Raw genomic sequence first — 17,157 nt, forward strand, 5'->3', positions numbered from 1 at the left:
AGCATGACAAATGAAAGGCAAGATGAAATAGAGAAAAATGAAGCGAATGATATTCCTTCCGGATTTCACCCTGTTTATATGGTAGAGCTGTTATTTCGAGAGCAACCTAAAATAGATCGGATCCGGCTGCAGAATGCACTTACCCGTTATACCGGACAAGTCCGTCTGGCTGTGAAGCAGGTCAATGATCAACGCTCCTCACAGAATAAGAAGGATGAGGCAGCGACGGAGATCGGGAAAAGTGATACTCCAGAGCATAACCTGGACATGCTTGTTTTCTATCATATGGATCATCCGGTTTCATTTGAGGAAGGGAATATACCTGCACAGACCTGCATGCTTCCTGTGAACGAGATCAAGGATCGTTCCCGCTTCGGTGGAGCAGTGCAGCAAGCCTGGCACTGGCCGGAAGCAGGAGAGACCGTGAAGACAGCGCAGTATTCGATCCGGCTTCATGATATGTTCTCTGCAGCCATGTCTCGCAAACAGCGTCTGGAATTGTTCCAGAATACGCTCCAGGCAGTCATGGAAGTTCTGCCTTGTGAGGGGATGTATTGGTACGGCAGTGACAAGCTGGTTGAGCCGGAGGCTTACATTCAGTCACAGAAGCGGGAAGAACATCTCTATGGAGCAATGAATGTCCGCATGTATCAGGCAGGTGGAACGGAAGAACAGCGTGAACTGGTTATGGATACCGTTGGGTTGTCGGCGCTCGGTGTTCCCGATGTGCAGTGTCACTTTACGGGACTGGATCCGGATACGGTAGCCCAGACATTGCTTGGGGCGGCCTATTACATATTCGATCAGGGTGATGTTCTGCAGGACGGACAGACACTGGGCTCTTCTGGAGGAAGACGCTGGCGCTGTGAGCATCAGGCTGCGCTAATTGCGCCTGGCCGTTATGTCATTGATCTCGATCCGGGAGATGCCCATGCTGCACAGCCACTCGAATCTTCTCGGCATCATTAATGCTGACATTCTAATGCGCAATAAGGGATTTAAAAAGTTTTTGCTATCTGGAGTGTCAGGTCAAGCCCTTGCTGCTTATACTGCATCAACAGAGTAGGCATTCGCCCGGATCAATAAGCATCAAGATGTATTGATGCATGGTATCCGGTACTTCAATTAAGGTAAAGGGAGAGATGCAACGTGAAGGATTCAAACAAAAGTTTGTTGTGGGGAGCATTGATCGGTTCGGTAGTGGGTTCTGTAACAGCGCTGCTGTTGGCGCCAAAATCCGGACGTGAGCTGCGTCAGGATATTTCGGAAGGTGCGCGTCAGGTCACCGAGAAAGGTCAGGAATTGGCCGTTAAGGTGGGCGAACAAAGCTCACAGATCGTATCCAAAGTAAAAGAAACGGCAGACGTTGTCATTCAGGATATCCAATCCTGGCGGAACTGCGCTGAAGGGAAGGAATTACGCGTATCTGCTGTTATTACCGACTCGGATTCGTCTGTAGACTCTTCTGAGAACAAAGATGAAAATGAGTCTGGCATTAACGTAGTTGCAAAGCTGCCTGCAGATGATTCGAAAGATAATATCTGAAGCATTGCTGGGCAATAGGCAGGCTTTCCTCGAAGAATGAGGGGAGCCTGCTTGTTTGTGTGCGACAATGCTGTGGAAGCTGCAGCGTGCCGGGTTTTATTTGAACCCTGAGATGAAATCGGGTAAGATGTAGGTACCTTTTTGCCGGAATAATCATACGGTAGGAAGAAAGCTCTGGAACCCAAATCGTTATCAGAACCAATTCAATGAAGAAGGAAGCGGTGTGTTCGTGCAGCAAGCAATCGCTATATTAGACTCCGGTGTAGGGGGATTGACCGTCGCCAAGGAAGTGATGCGTCAGCTCCCGCGGGAAAAGATCATTTATTTTGGAGATACTGCCCGGACACCGTACGGACCCCGTTCGTCCGAACAAGTTAAACAATTTACGGAACAAATCGTTGATTTCTTGATCCAGTTCGATCCGAAGGTTATCGTTATCGCCTGTAACACAGCCACGGCTGCAGCTCTTGACTATATCCGGGCGAAGGTGAATGTGCCTGTCATTGGGGTCATCCATCCCGGGGCGCGTGCTGCCATTACGGCTACTCGAACAGGGCGCATTGGCGTAATCGGTACAGTGGGAACGATAGGAAGTGGTGCATATACTTCGGCACTTAAGCAGTTATCCCCCTATATTGATGTCGTCAGTCAGGCTTGCCCCGCATTGGTGCCTCTGGTAGAGCAGGGTGAATTCCGTTCCGAACAAACAACACTTGCGGTGGAGCAGTCGTTGGGTCAGATCAAACAACAGCCAATTGACTGTCTCATTTTGGGTTGTACCCACTATCCATTTCTCATGGAAACGATCCAGGAAGTCATGGGACAGGAAGTGAAATTGATCAGTTCGGCAGATGAGACGGCGAGGGAAATCAGTACGATTTTGTATGATAAACGAAAGCTGGCAAGTGGGGATGAGACACCGGTGCATCAATTTTTCTGTACGGGAGACCCACGCATGTTCCAGAATATTACCCGCCAGTGGTTGGGAGAACAGATCTCGAAAACACCTGTCGTGTGGCAGGTCACCCGATTAACGTAACATAGCAGTAATACCCATTCATATTGGAGTTGAGGTTGAAGCTTAACCCACTGCACTCATCAGTCATTCCGGAGCCCTTGCGCTCCGGTTTTTTATTTATACGAAGAACAGCGCTTGGAAAAGGCTCGCGTGATTCATGTCACATGACGGACAACCGGGTTCGCATACATATTAGGGTAGCACAATAAGAGCATAGGACGGGGAGAACTGCGTTCTCCCGCCGGGAAAGGAGACACCATGGAGCTTCAGTGGATTATTGTTCAGTCAGGGGATACCTTATCCCGCATTGCTTCTGCGCACCACATGACGAGGGCGTTGCTGGCTGCCCTGAACCCGGAGGCAGCGGCACAGCCCTACTTGCTTGCTGGACAGATGCTGCGAATCCTGCCGGGAACCGGTCGCAGATATGCTGTTCAGCCTGGGGAAAACGTGGGGTGGATCGCAGAACGTTTTGGCCTGAATGAAAAAGAACTGCGTGACGCCAATCCTGAGTTTGCGAACGTTGAGGATTGGTGTGGGCGATGTATTCATATTCCGGATTCAAATGGCAAAACTATTGTCAGGTTACAGGGTGAATACGGTTACCGTGAATTGAGCCGGGATGTCGCTTTGCTTGAGAAGCAATATCCGTTCATTTCCACAGGTACAATTGGTGCAAGCGTCATGGGGAAGGCTATACCTTACGTAAAGATTGGCGAAGGACCTCACCATATTCACGTTAATGCGTCCGTTCATGCCAATGAATGGCTTACGAGTGCGGTAATCATGCGTTTTGTTGAAGAATATGCGAGGGCATACACTGACAGCGTGCCTTGGCAGCAATTCAGGACAGAGCGTTGGATGCAGGAAACGACGTTGTGGGTCGTGCCTATGGTCAATCCCGATGGAGTGGAGCTCGTCCAGGAGGGTGTTGTAAATAGACATCCACATGCCAAGCAGCTGCTTGCATGGAATGCCGGTCGTCCGCATTTTACCCATTGGAAAGCCAATATTAGAGGAGTTGATCTGAACGATCAATTTCCGGCTCACTGGGAGGAAGAGGCAGCGCGGAGAGGCATTACATCACCCGGTCCCCGAGATTATGCAGGCAAGGCACCGTTATCTGAGCCAGAAGCAAAGGCACTTGCGGAGTGGACAGAACAACACAGCTTCGCTGCTGTCGTTTCCCTGCACAGTCAGGGGCAAGAGATCTATTGGAATTATCGTGATTTGGAGCCCAGAGAGAGTGCGCCGTTATCGCGCAGGTTGGCACGGGCCTCGGGTTACAAAGCCGTTAAATTAGGTGGAAGCGATGCGGGATACAAGGACTGGTTCATTCAACAGTTTCGCAAGCCGGGCTTCACGGTGGAAGTCGGACTCGGCGTCAACCCACTACCTGTTGAACAGTTTGATGATATCTGTGTCGAGGTAGGCCTGCTGCTGGCTGAGCTGCTGTCGGATGGGGAAACCGGAACAGAAGCCCTGTCATGAAACTTCAAGCTTCACATTTCGTATATAACATACGGGCGCTGTGACAGCGTCCCGTCTTTTTTTGGTTATCATACCATTCTTAAAAGGGTAATGAGTGGAATACGATCATGCGCCTTCATTGGCTCATGAAGAATATGGAGGGATTCACATGAAGTGGAGAAGACTGCTGTCGTTTAAACGATGGACTGAAGTGTTCAAGAGACTGCCCCGTCTATTGCGGGCTCCGCAGATCCCTTTGCATGAGAAACTGCTGTTCATCATCCCGGTCATACTGTATTGGGTTCTACCGGATGTCATGCCTTTTATGCCTATCGATGATATTGGTGTTACTTTGCTGCTCATGAACTGGTTTGTCAGCCGTGCGGAGCGTAAATATCCGGTGCTACCCTCTCGCGCCTAAAGGAATTATAAGGTCAATCGATACGGTTTACCTTTGATTTTGCATCAATGTTATTGCGAAGCGGAGTAACTTTCTTTACAATAGATGCTGGAGTTTAGAAATGCTGAAATTGTTGGAACCAGCAATTACAATATAGGAGATGAAGTCGAAATGAACTGCAAAATTACTCGTAATGCTGCCAAAGTATTAAAATTGGAGCTGGACAAGCCCGAAAACGAAGGAAAAAAACTTCGTGTAGTTATCACGCATGCTCACGGTGACCACGCTCACTACGGTCTTGATCTGGACACGCCGAAAGAAAACGATACCGTAGTATCTACGGACAAAGAGATCGATGTTATTCTTGAGAATGATCAACCACTTCTGGATGGCGTTAAAATTGACTACCTGTACCTTCCTCAAGAAGGATTTGTCATCACGAACCCATCCAAAGGCAACCACGGCGACCACTAAGGCTGCGAAGAAGGGGAACTCATGGCTAACGATATCCGCGTATGCGAAAAGTGTAATCATATCAGACTGAAGTCGATTGTACCCAAGCTGGAGAAGATGGCTCCGGATACGGAGATCAAGATTGGGTGCAAATCGTACTGTGGTCCATGTGCGAAGCGTGCTTTTGTGTTTATCAACGGTCGGTACATTAGTGCGCCGACAGAAGAAGAAGTGCTGGCAAAAGTCGCAAAATTCGTGAAATAAGAGAGAGGCCCATGCCTCTCTTTTTTTGTGCGCAGTGATAACTTGGAAGTATTTCAATGTTCCAAGAACACTTAGGGAGGATTATAGGGGAGTGTCTTTTTTCATTTCATGAATTTCAAAGGTATCCTCATGTATTTCGATAGCGACTACCGTGTCGTTTTTTTTGAGGAAATGAACATGTCCCATTCGGTTCTCCTCCAACTCTACCCACCCTTCATCGTGTAATTTCTGAAAATAATCAGCAGGCGTATACAGGCCTTGTTCACCTCCGATATGTTTCAATTCATACTTTTCACTTATTTTAATATTGGGGTTTGCTGAATCTGTCGTGACTTTTAATGGTGTGGCGTTCGTAGGAACTGGAATATCTGCAATAATGGAGGAACTTGTATAACCCGTTATTTCATATGTTGCAGAGGCACAGCCACTGGTTATCAATAACAAAGTCAACATAATGACGGGAATCCTCAGGTTTTTCAAACAACCACCTCTTTCTTCTAAAAAACTCATCTATAAGATAAACGCAGTGAGTTAGGAGAAGGTTACAACCATGGGGATGATGAAGGTGCAAATGGAGTCACGACATGACATTCATAAATTGTTTATGCAAAAGAAGAATAAGGCAGGACCTCATCATCCATCCTAAAGGGGTAACAGGAACATGATCCCAAGGAGGAATACTCATGCCGAAGCGTTATGATTCCAGTTTGCAAGCGAATACGACCGTATCTCAGGCGCAGAATGCAGTGAACAAACTTCATTTTGCCGTATCTCAGGCCATGTCACATCCAACAGAGCAGACCATTGAACAGGCCGAGCGCCGATTGGCGCATACGGAGCAGGCGATGCTTCAGGCTGAACGTTCGCTTGGAGGACAGGGTGTTGAGCTGGCAGAAGAGATGTTCTCTGAGGAGAAGAGAAGATTGAACTCCATCCAGAGTCAGAACGGGCAAGGGAATCAATAGCTGATCCTGTCACACCAGAACCCGCATGCCATAGAGCCTGGCGGGTTCTTTTTCTAATACTGCCTTTTCAAGAATCTCCCGGAAATAGGTCGCCTGTACAGGAAGATAAGGAAACGCTTAAATTTCTGTCAGAAGGTTAATAAACCTTGAGCAGCCAAATTCCATACGGGAGGTACAGGATGACCAAACATATTACAGATTGCACGATTCTGAATAATGGGGTAACGATGCCTTGGCTAGGATTTGGAACATATAGAGCAAAGGGTAAGGAAGTGCAGCAAGCGGTTGAGACCGCATTGGAAGTAGGATATCGCAGTATTGATACGGCATCTGTCTACGGGAATGAAGAAGAAGTGGGACAAGCCATAGCAAGCAGTGGAATTGCCCGCAATGAGCTGTTCGTGACAACCAAGCTCTGGAATGAGGATCAGGGTTTCGATTCAACACTCAGAGCATTTGAGGCCAGTCAGAAGGCACTGGGATTGAATGTTATTGATCTATACTTAATTCACTGGCCGGGAAGAGACCAGTACAAGGAGACGTGGAGAGCATTCGAACGTCTATATAGCGAAGGAAGTGTTCGGGCGATTGGTGTGAGCAATTTCCAAATCCATCATTTGCGCGAAATCATAGATGAAGGTGGAACGGTACCTGCAGTCAATCAGGTGGAACTGCATCCGGGTCTGATTCAGCAGGAACTGCAGGATTTCTGCGGGGAGCAGGGAATTCAGCTGGAAGCCTGGAGCCCGATCATGCGAGGAAAACTGAACAATGAATCCACGTTAAAGGGCCTTGCCCAAAAATATGGAAAGACGCCGGCACAGATCATTTTGCGCTGGGATATTCAAAATCAGATTGTGACCATACCGAAGTCCGTTACACCCGAACGTATTCGTGAGAATGCAGACATTTTTGATTTTGAGTTAACGCCGGATGAACTTAGATCGATTGATGCCTTGGATTCTGATAAGAGAACCGGGCCGCATCCGGATCAACTCTTTTGGGATTGAGCAAGGATAGCAATCCATGCCATAAAACGAAAAGGTCCTCTTCAAGAAGGAGAGGGCCTTTTCTCTCTTTCATAATTGCTGCCCGACTTGGGTTCGAGGGGTGCTGCCTAAGAGATGCTTCTGATAAAGGAAAACGTTTAGCGCATGCAACTAAAAAGATTCAGTCGTATAACGAACAAAAATTTCCTGTCACAACAATGTCAATTTGGTGTATAATCTAATATTATGTGAACGTCGTCACAAAGTGTTAAAGATTTAGCATCATAGGAGGCATAAATACATCATGAGTAATTGGGCTTTATTTAAAAATATGACTCGACTGTATTCCGTAACGGTAATGGTTGTTCCGGTAATACTAGGCACCATCTCTGCCTACGCCATGCAGAAAGAATTTCATTTTCTTTTGTTTTTGTTGACGCTAGTAGGCGCGGTGTCAGCTCATATTTTTTCCAATATGGTAAACGATCTATGGGATTATCGGAACGGAACCGATACCCAAGCAACAGAGACAGAAGGCGCGATTTCGACACACTCCGGGTTTCTGACTTCGGGAACCATGACCGAGAAGAAATTTGCGGCTATTACCTGGGGATTCCTTGTGCTGGCTGGGGCTTGTGGTCTCATTCTAACAATCGTCAGCGGTTGGCCGATCCTGGCTATTGCACTGATCGGTGCTTTGATCGCTTATTTTTATGTTGCGCCACCAATTAAATTTGGCTACCGCGGAAAAGGCTATAGTGAGATCGGGATATTTGTTTCCTTTGGTATCCTGCCGGTTTTGGGTGCCTACTATGTACAGACAGGAGAGTTTGCGCTTGCGCCGCTGCTGCTGTCCTTGCCGGTCGGCATGCTGACCACCATGCTGCTGTTTAACCATCATTTTCTGCACTGGCGTGCGGATCGTGAAATTGGCAAGAAGACGCTGGTCGTCATGTGGGGGGAAGAGCGGGCGCTTCGTCTATCCAAGCTGATGACGATCCTTGCTTATGTCCTTTTGATCGTAAGTGTGGTGTTCCATGCTTTGCCCGTTTATGGTCTAGTCGCGATTATTTCCGTTATCCCAATGTATAAGGTTTATAAATCACTGGGCAAAGTTAATCCGTCCGAGACGTATCTTCCCCTTATGGGAGCTTCCCAGCAATCATCTGTGCTCTGCGGCCTGATTATGTGCGTAGGGCTGCTGCTCTAAATGAGGGTATAAATAGGGTCCGGTCCTGCGTCAAGTAGGTCGGACTTTTTATTTATTTTATATGGGTGAATTTTACCTAAGGATTAATTAGATTTAAGTTGAAAAAAAGCAGCGGGTTCAGGGGATAGCCCTTGCTCCTGCTGCTTTTGTGTTATTAGGATGGTTTATCGGATTGCGGTACTTCGCATCCATCATCAGTGCACACACCGCCGGCATCGGCGTTAGCTGTGCTGGATTCAACCATGGTGAAAGGGGAGCGCTCATCCCACGCCTTCTGAATGGCATCACGGAACACGTCGTCCGGCTGCGCGCCTGATACCGCGAATTTGCGGTCGAATACGAAGAATGGCACGCCGCGAATGCCTAATTGCTCGCCTTCAGCCTGATCTGCACGAACCTGCTCCGCGAATTGATTGCTGGCCAACACCTCGGCTGCTGCGTTGCGATCCAGACCCACTTCCTCGGCCAGTTGAATCAGTACATCCGTGTCACCAGCATGTTTGCCTTCTATGAAAATGGCCTTGAACAAACGCTCGCTGAGTTCAAGCATTTTGCCTTGTGTATCTGCCCAGTGGGTCAGGCGGTGAGCAGAGAACGAGTTGGTTGGGATCATCTCATCAATGTTATATTCCAATCCGGCCGTACGGGCATTGGCATTCATTTGAGCATTCATGCCCTTTGCCTGTTCCACGCTCATATTGTATTTGGCAGCCAGATATTCCGCGTTCGTTTTGCCGCTGTTCAGTTCAGCATTAGAATCCAGCTCGAAGCTTTTGAATTGCAGTTTCACTTCATCACGGTGTGGGAACTGAGCCAATACATTTTCCAAACGGCGTTTGCCAATATAACAGAAAGGACACATAAAGTCGGACCATATTTCAATAATCATTCTTTTTAAACCTCCATATAAATGAAACTATTTTAGTTACAATTATAAAGCGACTTTCTAAATAACGCAAGGCAGGTATCGGGCTGGTCCCAAAAAAGAAGTGCTAAACATGCAGTGGGCTGCACGCTTAACACTTTTGTGGTAATTAAAGGTGGAAATGCTCGATTCGGAAGTACCTGAATACTTGAATTACATAAAGAAGCAGAACTGTATCCCTATTTATCCCGGTATGCCTGGGACCAGTGGTAAGGCTGGATTTCGTCCAGTCTTTTATAGATTAACCTTCCATCCGGGTCATATACAGCGGCTTTGACATCTTCACCCCAGAAAAATAAACGTTCCTGACATACCCCGCAAGGAGTAAGCACTTTGAATTCCGAATGTTCGTCATCTCGTGCCACGCAGATGGAGTGAGTAACTCTCTCGTTTAATTTATGTGCTTCGAGGTAGGCGCCCGTCTCCATGCACAGGTGTGTGGCATCATTGATCACTTCTGGAGCAACGCTGATTAACAGCGAACCTGCTGCGGTATAAACTGCTGCTGCACCACCCCAACCCTGAGGGTAGCGATGCATCACAAAGTTCGCTGCTTCATCATATAATTTTTGTTCAATGGACAAGGGTTCGGATTGAATTGTCATGATTTTATGTTTCTCCTTTAATCAAAAGCTGCTATACGAAGACATTGGCATTAGCTGTGTCTAGGAAGCAGGTTCTGCGCTGTTTTCTTCACGGAATTGCCGAATCAGGTCATACGTTATGACGGTATCGGATACATGCAATCTCTTCGAAGCTTCATCATGTCCGGAACTGCACGCACTGATGTCTGTCTTGTTGCGGGTGGATAGATCATAACATGAACCGTTCTCGTAAATATAATCGTCTGAAGGGATATAAAATACGGAACCGTCAGTGAATGCACCACTTCGCAATACAATGGTTCGGGATGATCCGTCATAGATGTCGTTCCCCATGTGATAATAGTCATCTGGGATGCCGAGCAAATGAAGCGCTGATGGAGTGATATCCAGTTGTCCGGCAGGTTGGTCTACGGTTCCTGCTTCGGCTCCGTCCGGCAGATGCACCAGCAGCGGGACCTCATTCATGATTTGCTCCATATCCAGTTCATTCAGGGACCGTCCAAGGAACTGCTCATACTGCGCTTGTTCTTTGATTGAATTATCGTGATCCCCATAGAACATGAAGATGGTTTTGTCCCATAATCCCCGGGTTTTCAGATCTTCCACCATACTGCCCAGTGCAGAATCCACATAATGAACGGATTGCAGGTAATCACCAAACATCGTGCCCTCGAACTCACCTACATCAAGCTGCTGTTTATCCTGCGGGAGTGCATATGGATGATGACTGCTGAGTGTGATGAGGAAGGAATAGAACGGCTCGGTTATCTCGCTGTCCATCTTCTGAATGGATTGCCTAAAAAAAGACTCATCGGACAGGGACCAGCCCAGTGGATCATCCTGTTCAAAATCATTTTTGCTGTAAAATTTGTCGTAGTTCATGTTCTGATACATTGTATAACGGTTCCAAAATCCACTCTCGTACGCATGAAAAACATTGGTGCTGTATCCATTGTCCTTCAGTATTGAAGGCAAAGAATCATATGCGTGGTTTGCGTACCGAACAAAAGCTGATCCAACAGGCAGTGGGTGGAGTGAAATATTGGCTCCAAAATCGGCATCCGATGTTCTGCCCTGACCTGTTTGGTGATAAAAATGACTGTAATATTGGCTTTCCTTCATCAGTTCGTTAAAATGCGGCGTGATTTCCTGACCACCGATACTTTGCCCGATCATGAAATTCATGAAGGCTTCTCCTTGAACGATGATGAGATTACTATCCTTGTACTTGCCAAACAGGGCATTTTCACTAGAAGCGTTATTCTGTCTGTCAGCAAAAAAGGATGTGGCTTGCTCGACATCTGCAGGATCGGCTTCGGGACCGGAACCGATATGGTCTTTTGCATAGTTGTACAGATCATATCCATGAAAAGCGAGAAGTCCGGTCACGTTGTACATGGAGACGTTCCACCAATTATTGTCGAACAGCCCCTTGGCCCACGTTTTACTGTAAAAATAGATTGGCCCCACCGCAAGACACAGTCCGAGCACCAATGCAATGCCGCCTGCAGTGAGTCTGCGCATGCCTCTTTTCTTGCTGCGGTAATTGGAGTAATTCCCCAACCCGTTATTGGTTGTAGACAAACGGGAGATACGATTTCGCCTGCTGAATAGCAGGATGGCCCCATACGGAATGATGGCAAGCCAGTCTGCGAAGAACCACAAGTCACTGGCGTGTATGAGCGTAGCAATGCTGTCGCCCAGAGCGTCAACTTGTCTGGCCTGCATTAACACAGGGATCGTTAGAAAGTCCTGAAAGTATCGATAATAAACCATATCGGCATAGATCAGCGCTGTGAGGAGCAGATTGAGAACGACAAGAGACAAGATCATGCCCCGTCTAGGCAGCCACCAGGTCCAGAAGGACAGGAGCAGCAAAGAGCCGATGGCAATGACTTTATCCAGGAGACCCATGGTGATGTTATAGGCGTGCAGGTTGTGATGAAGCCACATGAGTTTCAGCAGCATCAGCACTAGAAAAATGAGATATAACGTAAGTGGATGATTAAGAAGCCTACGCGGCGTCATGCTGCGTGTAGGCTGTGAGATGACCATCAAGGTTCCCTCCCAGTTGCAGTGTTTTGTTCATTTAATGTTAACGGAGTGTAAAAAACAGGGCTCCATTCATTATAGCTCTCCTTCATGGCATTTCAACTATGCCCCTAGCAGATGTGCTTCATGCAGATCATTGGTTGCATAACCGTACAAAAAAACGCCCCAGCCGTGAAGGCAGGAGCGTTCTGTTTGAATCGTATCATTACTGTTCCGGTGATGAATTCCGCGGAGGTAACGGCCCCAAGTACTGATAGTATTGGGTCTCAATGCGTCCGTTAAACAGTTTGCGGCGTTTATCCGCTTTACGGCCAAAAGCTTCTTCGAAGGATTTGGTTGAAGTGATGGCAAAAAAGGACCAAGTCGGCATCTCGAGATAACTGCGGCCTAAGGAGCGGATCAGCTTCAAGACGTCCTTCTCTTCGCTCAGGCGTTCACCATATGGCGGATTGGTGATAATTACACCATACTGCCCTTGAGGTCTTGCGCGGTGTGCAGGCAGTACGCTGACCTCAATATCCTTGGCAAATCCTGCACTTTTGATCGCTGCCTGCGCTACCTCGATCGCTTCAGGGTCAATATCACTACCCGAAATCTGCAATGGAACGTCGTCACGAACAGCATCAAATGCCTCCTCGCGAGCCTGTTCCCACAGTTCTTTAGGGATGACATCCCAATTCTCGGAGTTGAAGGAGCGGCGCAGTCCTGGTGCGATGTTCCACCCGATCATGGCTGCTTCGATCAGCATGGTGCCTGAACCGCAGCACGGATCATAGAAGGGGCGGGATACGTTCCAGCGACTAAGCTGAATAAGCGCTGCAGCGAGTGTTTCTTTCAGCGGAGCCTCCGTCACCAGTTTACGATAACCCCGTTTGTGAAGTCCTGGTCCGGTCGTGTCGAGTGTAAGCAGGGCGCGGTCATTCAGCAAAATCACTTCAATGACATAACGAGCCCCGTTCTCGGGGAACCATTCGGTGTTATGTGTCAGTTTCAGTTTCTCAACGATCGCTTTTTTCACGATACCTTGGGAGGCAGGAACGCTGCTCAGTTGGGATTTGTGGGAGCGGCCTTCGACAGGGAATTCACCGTTCGCTGGGATCCATTCTTCCCAAGGGAGTGCTTTGGTACCTTCAAACAATTCGTCAAATGTGGTTGCCGGGAATTCACCCATCTTGATAAGGACACGGTCAGAACTTCTCAGCCACAAGTTGCAGCGGCAAATATCAATATAATCTCCAGTAAATACAACCCGGCCGTTCTCGACCGTAACATCCTCATACCCCAGCTGTTTCAATTCCCGAGCTACAACAGCCTCAAGTCCCATTGCTGAGGTCGCAATTAATTGCAATTGAGCCATGTGTTTCATTTCAACTCCATTTCAAGCGGAAGAGGTCGATGCCTTCATCCAGCTGTATAGTAACGGTGCGGCCTTGCCGCATTCCGTGAAAAAACTTACAATGAGAAATGCGGTGAGCACTAGCTCGCTAAGAAGCAGGTGATACTGTAGTCTAACCGCCTGTGTTGATAACAAACATTCATTATAGAACATTGGCATCCATAAGGAAAGCAGTCCAAGTGTCCAAGGAGGATATACGTGGTGAATCTTACCCCTGACGAATATGTAAATCAATTATTTCAAGAGGATGAGCTGTTATTAAAGGTAAAAGAGGCCATCCGTTCAAACAACATGCCGGAGGTGTCGGTTGCACCGGCTTATGGCCGTTTGCTTACGTTTCTCGCCAAGACATCAAAGGCAGAGGCTGTGCTGGAAATCGGCGTATTGGGCGGTTACAGCGGAATTTGCCTTGCTCGCGGTATGAGGGAAGGCGGAACGCTGACGTCGCTAGAGTTGAAAGAAGAATACGCGGCGATGGCCCGTGGGCATCTGGAGGAAGGTGGCTTCGGCGAAAAGGTAGAGTATCGCATTGGCCCGGCGGCAGACAGCCTGAAGCAATTGGAACAGGAAGGTCGCACATTCGATTTCTTCTTTATTGACGCAGATAAGGAGAATTATCCGGTATATCTCGATTATGCCATTAAGCTGGCCCGGCCGGGTGCTGTTATTGTAGGCGATAATTGTTTCTTGCGTGGTCGTACGCTGAATCCGGACAAGCAGGGTCCTGCTGTTCTGGCTGTGCGTCGTTTCAATGAGCAGATGGCGAGTGACCCGCGCCTTGTCACCACCATGCTGCCGGATTATGATGGCTTGGCGCTGGCTTGGGTGAAGTAATTAAGCAAACGTAAGACTTATTGGAGCAAAAAAAGAGATGAACACATCCCTGATCACAGGGCCCGGGTTCATCTCTTTTTGCCATTTTATAAAATAAGGATAAAAGTATGAGAGCTATTAAACTTCAGGTGTACCGTATGTTTCAAACCATTTTTTAATCGTTTCAAAATCATCACTGAACGACAGGCCGAGCATGAGCAAAATACGTGCCTGTTGAGGGCTGAGGTTGTCCCCGGCAATGACACCGTTGCCGCCGCCATATACGCTTCCTGAACCTGTACGGGTCGTGGTTACGAAGATGACGCCCTCTTCAATCGCTTTCGTGCGGGCTTGTCCCATTGCTCTGGAGATGCCGCCTGCTCCGGTACCGGAGGTTACAATTCCTTTGGCTCCGCCGCGTACGAAACCTTCGATCGCTTCCCCGCCAGCTTCCTGATAGGAGATAGCAATTTCGACTTTCGCCAGATCAGCCTTCGTAATCTTGCTCAGATCAAATGCTGGCTTGGCTGTGCCTTCAGGCTTCAGTGCGCGTGCCGGAGCACGGTAGATTCGGATATTCTCTTCATCGATGTAACCAACAGCACCCAGCATTGGCGTCTCAAATGTATCCGTACGATAGTCATTCGTTTTGGTTACACCACGTGCAAGCTGAATCGTGTCGTTCAGCATCAATACCGTTCCGAACGAGGTAGTGCGTCCGCTGCCCGCAAGTTTGATGGCATTGTACAGGTTCGCTTGGGCATCTGAACCGATAACGGTCCATGGTCGCATGGAGCCGGTAATCACCACAGGCTTATCGCTCTGCACCGTCATGTCAAGGAAATAAGCGATCTCCTCCATGGTATCCGTACCTGTCGTAACCACGACACTGTCATACTGTGCAAGTGCCTTATCTACGGTAAGGGATAGATCGTATAGATCTGCCATTGTATATGAACCAGAACCTGAGTTGCCGAATTGAAGTGTGTTAACATCCGCTATCTTCTGTTTGTCGGGAAGCGCATCCACCATTTCTTCAATGGGGAGTGTGCCTGCCTTGTAATTTTGGAAGCTGGTTGCATCCTCGGATTGACCGGCAATCGTTCCGCCTGTTCCAATGACAAGTACATTAGGTAATGCAGATTGTTTGGAGGATTGAGGCAAGGCAGGAATGGATGTATTCCGTGCTGGAGTACTAGGCGAAGTGGACTGTACCGCACTTGTTGTTCCGCTCACTTCTACAGTAGCTGCTTGAGCAGCATAAGTTCCGACCGGGGACAAAGAGATGGTCAGAGCGGTTAAAGCAGCAGTACTCCATACTGCCCAGGGACGAAGATTTGAATGTTTACTCATAATTAGCACTCTCCTTCAAGTTAGTAACATGTGATGTTTGTTCAGAAGACTATGTAAATGAATTGAGATGATTGTATTTCATGTTAACTAATATGACAATAGTAGAAAAACGGAGATTATATGGCTATATCGATAGATATTTAGAGTAAAACTATTATTTATAAGATTAATTGAATAAATATAAATCGATAAAAGCAGAAATGAAAGGAGGGGTAAAGCTAATCAGAGGTTTTCATGTTAATTAAAATGACATATAAGACTTTTATCCTGATTGAAAATGAGGTTCGTAGGATATAAATGGCATCCCCTAGGAGAAGAGGCTCAATTATTGCCAAATATTTGTATGACCTTACAGTAAAGTCTATAATATATGGTGTTTCTTATATGTAAATAAATATATATTAGTGATTGGAGGAATGACGATGAACCGAGCACCCAGAAAGTATGCCAATTATATTCCGATCCGGGAACTGGAAGCAGTAGAGCAGCAGCTATCTCCCTTCCAGGTGTACGCCGAACTTCGTGAGAATACTCCAGTCCGATACGATGAGCACCGTGAATGCTGGGATATCTTTCGTTATGAAGATGTGCAGTACGTCCTGAAAAATCCCAAGTTGTTTTCTTCCGCACGTGATCGTGCAAACACCAGTATGCTTACAACGGATCCACCCAAACACAAGCAGTTAAGGGACTTGGTTAATCAGGCATTCACACCGAGGGCCATAGAAGCGCTTGCTCCGCGCATTCAGGAGATTGCCGATGAATTAATCACTCCCCGGTTGTCCCAAGGTCAAATGAATCTGGTCGATGATCTGGCGGCTCCGCTACCTGTTATCGTCATTGCGGAACTCCTGGGAGTCCCTGCAAAAGACCGGCAGAAGTTTAAAGTATGGTCGGACGCCTTGGTTAAGGGGGCACGCGATGACAGTGATGAAGCTTTCCAGGAGCTTATGGAAGAGAAAAAACGAAATCAACAGGAGCTGGCCATTTATTTTACAGCCATTATGGAGGAACGTAGGCAGGAGCCGCAGGATGATTTAATCTCTTTGCTGCTGGCAGCAGAGATTGAAGGAAAAAAGCTGAGCGAGGAGGAACTGGTTGGTTTTTGCATTTTGTTGCTTGCAGCAGGTAATGAAACGACGACCAATCTGATTACCAATGCGGTTCGCATTCTTACAGAACAACCCGAGCTGCAGCAGCGGCTGCGTGAACATCCAGAGCACGTTGCATCAGCTGTTGAAGAGACGCTCCGTTACTACCCGCCGATTGTTGCAATTGGACGCGTAGCCAAAGAAACGGTTGAATTGAACGGGCAGATCATTCAGGAGGGGACTCAGGTTATTTCGTGGGTAGGTTCAGCCAATCGGGATAGCGAAGTCTTTGGCGATGCAGAACAATTTGTCGAGGATCGCAAACCAAACCGGCACATGGGATTTGGATTTGGCATTCACTTTTGCCTGGGTGCCCCGCTAGCCCGTCTGGAGGCGAGGGTTGTACTCCACACCATGCTGCAGCAGATGCAGAATATCAGGCTTGTTCCGGGAACGACACTGCAGCCGATCCAGAGTGCTTTCGTATTTGGTGTGAAGGAGTACCCTATCCAATTTGAAAGCCTTAAGCAGTCTTAACAAAGTGATAACGAAAAAGCCGCATTCTTTGTCCCTAGGGCAATGAATGCGGCTTTTGTGATGCGTTCCAA

Annotated in this window: 18 protein-coding genes; 12 read left to right on the plus strand and 6 right to left on the minus strand. The window is 47.7% G+C overall.

Annotated features, from left to right (window positions below; genetic code table 11):
• The first annotated feature begins 3 nt into the window (after positions 1-3).
• From AC3RCI_RS09820 to AC3RCI_RS09850, 7 genes are all read left to right on the plus strand, one after another.
• Positions 4-969: a DUF4261 domain-containing protein gene (locus tag AC3RCI_RS09820; protein WP_492528786.1), complete on the plus strand. Its 966-nt coding sequence runs from the start codon at positions 4-6 to the stop codon at positions 967-969.
• 180 nt (positions 970-1,149) lie between these two features.
• Positions 1,150-1,545, plus strand: coding sequence for a YtxH domain-containing protein (locus AC3RCI_RS09825; RefSeq protein WP_095288059.1), 396 nt, complete (start codon positions 1,150-1,152; stop codon positions 1,543-1,545).
• 229 nt (positions 1,546-1,774) lie between these two features.
• Positions 1,775-2,584: a glutamate racemase gene (racE, locus tag AC3RCI_RS09830; RefSeq protein ID WP_095288100.1), complete on the plus strand. Its 810-nt coding sequence runs from the start codon at positions 1,775-1,777 to the stop codon at positions 2,582-2,584.
• 237 nt (positions 2,585-2,821) lie between these two features.
• On the plus strand, positions 2,822-4,054 hold the full coding sequence (locus tag AC3RCI_RS09835) for a M14 family metallopeptidase (RefSeq protein ID WP_492528788.1): 1,233 nt from the start codon (positions 2,822-2,824) through the stop codon (positions 4,052-4,054).
• Positions 4,055-4,202: 148 nt separating this feature from the next.
• Positions 4,203-4,454 (plus strand): hypothetical protein, encoded by a 252-nt coding sequence (locus AC3RCI_RS09840; RefSeq protein ID WP_095288057.1) that lies wholly within the window; start codon positions 4,203-4,205, stop codon positions 4,452-4,454.
• A gap of 150 nt (positions 4,455-4,604) precedes the next feature.
• Positions 4,605-4,907 (plus strand): heme biosynthesis protein HemY, encoded by a 303-nt coding sequence (locus tag AC3RCI_RS09845; protein WP_095288056.1) that lies wholly within the window; start codon positions 4,605-4,607, stop codon positions 4,905-4,907.
• A gap of 21 nt (positions 4,908-4,928) precedes the next feature.
• A complete protein-coding gene (locus AC3RCI_RS09850; RefSeq protein WP_095288055.1) occupies positions 4,929-5,150 on the plus strand; it encodes a YuzB family protein in 222 nt (73 codons plus the stop codon).
• An 81-nt stretch (positions 5,151-5,231) separates the two neighbouring features.
• Here AC3RCI_RS09850 and AC3RCI_RS09855 read toward each other — a convergent pair whose 3' ends face one another.
• Positions 5,232-5,630 carry a hypothetical protein gene (locus AC3RCI_RS09855; protein WP_492528790.1) on the minus strand — a complete coding sequence of 133 codons (399 nt, stop codon included), beginning with the start codon at positions 5,628-5,630 and terminating at the stop codon, positions 5,232-5,234.
• Between the two features lie 203 nt (positions 5,631-5,833).
• On the opposite strand from AC3RCI_RS09855, the gene AC3RCI_RS09860 reads away from it, so the two are divergent.
• The 3 genes from AC3RCI_RS09860 to AC3RCI_RS09870 all read left to right on the plus strand — a co-directional run bounded on the left by AC3RCI_RS09860 (position 5,834) and on the right by AC3RCI_RS09870 (position 8,314).
• Positions 5,834-6,115, plus strand: a complete 282-nt coding sequence (locus AC3RCI_RS09860) for a hypothetical protein (protein WP_095358951.1) — start codon at positions 5,834-5,836, stop codon at positions 6,113-6,115.
• 179 nt (positions 6,116-6,294) lie between these two features.
• On the plus strand, positions 6,295-7,125 hold the full coding sequence (locus tag AC3RCI_RS09865; RefSeq protein ID WP_095288052.1) for an aldo/keto reductase: 831 nt from the start codon (positions 6,295-6,297) through the stop codon (positions 7,123-7,125).
• A 283-nt stretch (positions 7,126-7,408) separates the two neighbouring features.
• Positions 7,409-8,314 carry a prenyltransferase gene (locus tag AC3RCI_RS09870; RefSeq protein ID WP_492528792.1) on the plus strand — a complete coding sequence of 302 codons (906 nt, stop codon included), beginning with the start codon at positions 7,409-7,411 and terminating at the stop codon, positions 8,312-8,314.
• A 154-nt stretch (positions 8,315-8,468) separates the two neighbouring features.
• Here AC3RCI_RS09870 and AC3RCI_RS09875 read toward each other — a convergent pair whose 3' ends face one another.
• The 4 genes from AC3RCI_RS09875 to AC3RCI_RS09890 form a co-directional block, all read right to left on the minus strand.
• Positions 8,469-9,203, minus strand: coding sequence for a DsbA family oxidoreductase (locus AC3RCI_RS09875; protein WP_492528794.1), 735 nt, complete (start codon positions 9,201-9,203; stop codon positions 8,469-8,471).
• Between the two features lie 215 nt (positions 9,204-9,418).
• Positions 9,419-9,823 carry a cytidine deaminase gene (locus AC3RCI_RS09880; RefSeq protein ID WP_492529856.1) on the minus strand — a complete coding sequence of 135 codons (405 nt, stop codon included), beginning with the start codon at positions 9,821-9,823 and terminating at the stop codon, positions 9,419-9,421.
• An 81-nt stretch (positions 9,824-9,904) separates the two neighbouring features.
• Positions 9,905-11,899: an LTA synthase family protein gene (locus AC3RCI_RS09885; RefSeq protein WP_492528796.1), complete on the minus strand. Its 1,995-nt coding sequence runs from the start codon at positions 11,897-11,899 to the stop codon at positions 9,905-9,907.
• Positions 11,900-12,101: 202 nt separating this feature from the next.
• On the minus strand, positions 12,102-13,253 hold the full coding sequence (locus AC3RCI_RS09890; RefSeq protein ID WP_492529858.1) for a THUMP domain-containing class I SAM-dependent RNA methyltransferase: 1,152 nt from the start codon (positions 13,251-13,253) through the stop codon (positions 12,102-12,104).
• A 240-nt stretch (positions 13,254-13,493) separates the two neighbouring features.
• On the opposite strand from AC3RCI_RS09890, the gene AC3RCI_RS09895 reads away from it, so the two are divergent.
• On the plus strand, positions 13,494-14,126 hold the full coding sequence (locus AC3RCI_RS09895; protein ID WP_095288047.1) for an O-methyltransferase: 633 nt from the start codon (positions 13,494-13,496) through the stop codon (positions 14,124-14,126).
• Between the two features lie 117 nt (positions 14,127-14,243).
• Here AC3RCI_RS09895 and AC3RCI_RS09900 read toward each other — a convergent pair whose 3' ends face one another.
• Entirely contained in the window at positions 14,244-15,458 is a 1,215-nt protein-coding gene (locus tag AC3RCI_RS09900; protein WP_492474172.1) for an asparaginase, read from the minus strand.
• A gap of 422 nt (positions 15,459-15,880) precedes the next feature.
• On the opposite strand from AC3RCI_RS09900, the gene AC3RCI_RS09905 reads away from it, so the two are divergent.
• Positions 15,881-17,086 (plus strand): cytochrome P450, encoded by a 1,206-nt coding sequence (locus AC3RCI_RS09905; RefSeq protein ID WP_492528798.1) that lies wholly within the window; start codon positions 15,881-15,883, stop codon positions 17,084-17,086.
• Positions 17,087-17,157 lie beyond the last annotated feature (71 nt).

The organism is Paenibacillus sp. MT124 (assembly GCF_058792755.1).

Bases quoted from the DNA above. Each gene is read 5' to 3' on its own strand.
- AC3RCI_RS09905 (WP_492528798.1), top strand. From the start codon at position 15,881: ATGAACCGAGCACCCAGAAAGTATGCCAATTATATTCCGATCCGGGAA.
- AC3RCI_RS09850 (WP_095288055.1), top strand. From the start codon at position 4,929: ATGGCTAACGATATCCGCGTATGCGAAAAGTGTAATCATATCAGACTG.
- AC3RCI_RS09840 (WP_095288057.1), top strand. From the start codon at position 4,203: ATGAAGTGGAGAAGACTGCTGTCGTTTAAACGATGGACTGAAGTGTTC.
- AC3RCI_RS09860 (WP_095358951.1), top strand. From the start codon at position 5,834: ATGCCGAAGCGTTATGATTCCAGTTTGCAAGCGAATACGACCGTATCT.
- AC3RCI_RS09820 (WP_492528786.1), top strand. From the start codon at position 4: ATGACAAATGAAAGGCAAGATGAAATAGAGAAAAATGAAGCGAATGAT.
- AC3RCI_RS09870 (WP_492528792.1), top strand. From the start codon at position 7,409: ATGAGTAATTGGGCTTTATTTAAAAATATGACTCGACTGTATTCCGTA.
- AC3RCI_RS09865 (WP_095288052.1), top strand. From the start codon at position 6,295: ATGACCAAACATATTACAGATTGCACGATTCTGAATAATGGGGTAACG.
- AC3RCI_RS09845 (WP_095288056.1), top strand. From the start codon at position 4,605: ATGAACTGCAAAATTACTCGTAATGCTGCCAAAGTATTAAAATTGGAG.
- AC3RCI_RS09835 (WP_492528788.1), top strand. From the start codon at position 2,822: ATGGAGCTTCAGTGGATTATTGTTCAGTCAGGGGATACCTTATCCCGC.
- AC3RCI_RS09875 (WP_492528794.1), bottom strand. From the start codon at position 9,203: ATGATTATTGAAATATGGTCCGACTTTATGTGTCCTTTCTGTTATATT.
- AC3RCI_RS09890 (WP_492529858.1), bottom strand. From the start codon at position 13,253: ATGGCTCAATTGCAATTAATTGCGACCTCAGCAATGGGACTTGAGGCT.
- AC3RCI_RS09900 (WP_492474172.1), bottom strand. From the start codon at position 15,458: ATGAGTAAACATTCAAATCTTCGTCCCTGGGCAGTATGGAGTACTGCT.
- AC3RCI_RS09885 (WP_492528796.1), bottom strand. From the start codon at position 11,899: ATGGTCATCTCACAGCCTACACGCAGCATGACGCCGCGTAGGCTTCTT.